We start from the raw sequence: 1,769 nt of genomic DNA, 5'->3' as shown, positions 1-1,769 counted from the left end.
TAAGAGCACCCTGTTGGGTCCTGAAAGAACAACCGGTGGTTGTTTCTTTCGGAGCCTTGAGCGGAACTTCGTGTTTCGTGGGCTGCCAGGCATGACTTGGCCTTGCATACCGTCGGCGTTTGTCGGGCTGGTGTGGGGTGGATCTGGTTGTGGGTTGGTCGTTTGTTGAGAATTGCACAGTGGACGCGAGCATCTTTGTGGTCAAGTTGTCAAGGGCGAACGGTGGATGCCTTGGCACCAGGAGCCGATGAAGGACGTGGGAGGCCGCGATAGGCCTGGGGGAGCTGTCAACCAAGCTGTGATCCCAGGGTGTCCGAATGGGGAAACCTGGCTGGAGTCATGTCCAGTCACCCACACCTGAACACATAGGGTGTGTGGGGGGAACGCGGGGAAGTGAAACATCTCAGTACCCGTAGGAAGAGAAAACAAATAGTGATTCCGTGAGTAGTGGCGAGCGAAAGCGGATTGAGGCTAAACCGGCTGCGTGTGATACCTGTCAGGGGTTGCGTGGTTGGGGTTGTGGGACCCTGCTGAACAAGCTGACACTTGTTCGAGAAGTTACAAAGCCAGTTGCTAGCCGAACAGTCTGGAAAGGCTGACCGTAGGCGGTGAGAGTCCGGTAGGTGAAAGTGGCTGGTCTTCTGTGGGTGTTCCCGAGTAGCGGCGGACCCCTGTAATCTGCCGTGAATCTGCCAGGACCACCTGGTAAGCCTAAATACTTCCTGGTGACCGATAGCGGACGAGTACCGTGAGGGAATGGTGAAAAGTACCCCGGGAGGGGAGTGAAATAGTACCTGAAACCGTTCGCCTACAATCCGTCGGAGCCTTGCGGGGTGACGGCGTGCCTTTTGAAGAATGAGCCTGCGAGTTAGTGGCATGTGGCGAGGTTAACCCGTGTGGGGGAGCCGTAGCGAAAGCGAGTCTGAATAGGGCGTTCAGTCGCGTGTCCTAGACCCGAAGCGGAGTGATCTAGCCATGGGCAGGCTGAAGCGCGGGTAAGACCGCGTGGAGGGCCGAACCCACCAACGTTGAAAAGTTGGGGGATGACCTGTGGTTAGGGGTGAAAGGCCAATCAAACTCCGTGATAGCTGGTTCTCCCCGAAATGCATTTAGGTGCAGCGTCGCGTGTTTCTTGCCGGAGGTAGAGCACTGGATGGTCTAGGGGGCCCACAAGCTTACCGAAATCAGCCAAACTCCGAATGCCGGTAAGTGAGAGCGCGGCAGTGAGACTGCGGGGGATAAGCTTCGTAGTCGAGAGGGAAACAGCCCAGATCACCAGCTAAGGCCCCTAAGCGTGTGCTAAGTGGAAAAGGATGTGGGGTCGCATAGACAACCAGGAGGTTGGCTTAGAAGCAGCCACCCTTTAAAGAGTGCGTAATAGCTCACTGGTCAAGTGGTTCCGCGCCGACAATGTAGCGGGGCTCAAGCACACCGCCGAAGCTGTGGCATTCACATTTTTACCTCGCTTGGACTTGATTCCTTGTGCAGGTGTGTGGATGGGTAGGGGAGCGTCGTGCCGGGGGTGAAGCAGCGGGGTGACCCAGTTGTGGACGCGGCACGAGTGAGAATGCAGGCATGAGTAGCGAAAGAAGGGTGAGAAACCCTTCCGCCGGATGACCAAGGGTTCCAGGGCCAGGCTAATCCGCCCTGGGTGAGTCGGGACCTAAGGCGAGGCCGAGAGGCGTAGTCGATGGACAACGGGTTGATATTCCCGTACCCGCGAAAGAGCGTCCCTGATGAACCTCGTTGTGCTAACCACCCGAACTCGG

1 rRNA gene (only partly in view) is annotated in these 1,769 nt (G+C 57.1%); it reads left to right on the top strand.

What is annotated here, in order from left to right:
* Positions 1–199 precede the first annotated feature (199 nt).
* Positions 200–1,769, top strand: a 23S ribosomal RNA gene (locus tag AB0883_RS30650) (it continues 1,615 nt past the right edge of the window).

The organism is Micromonospora sp. NPDC047812, assembly GCF_040704175.1.
Taxonomy (GTDB): Bacteria; Actinomycetota; Actinomycetes; order Mycobacteriales; family Micromonosporaceae; genus Micromonospora.
Note: the sequence above shows the minus strand (reverse complement) of the source record. Positions and strands in the feature narration are given on the sequence as shown.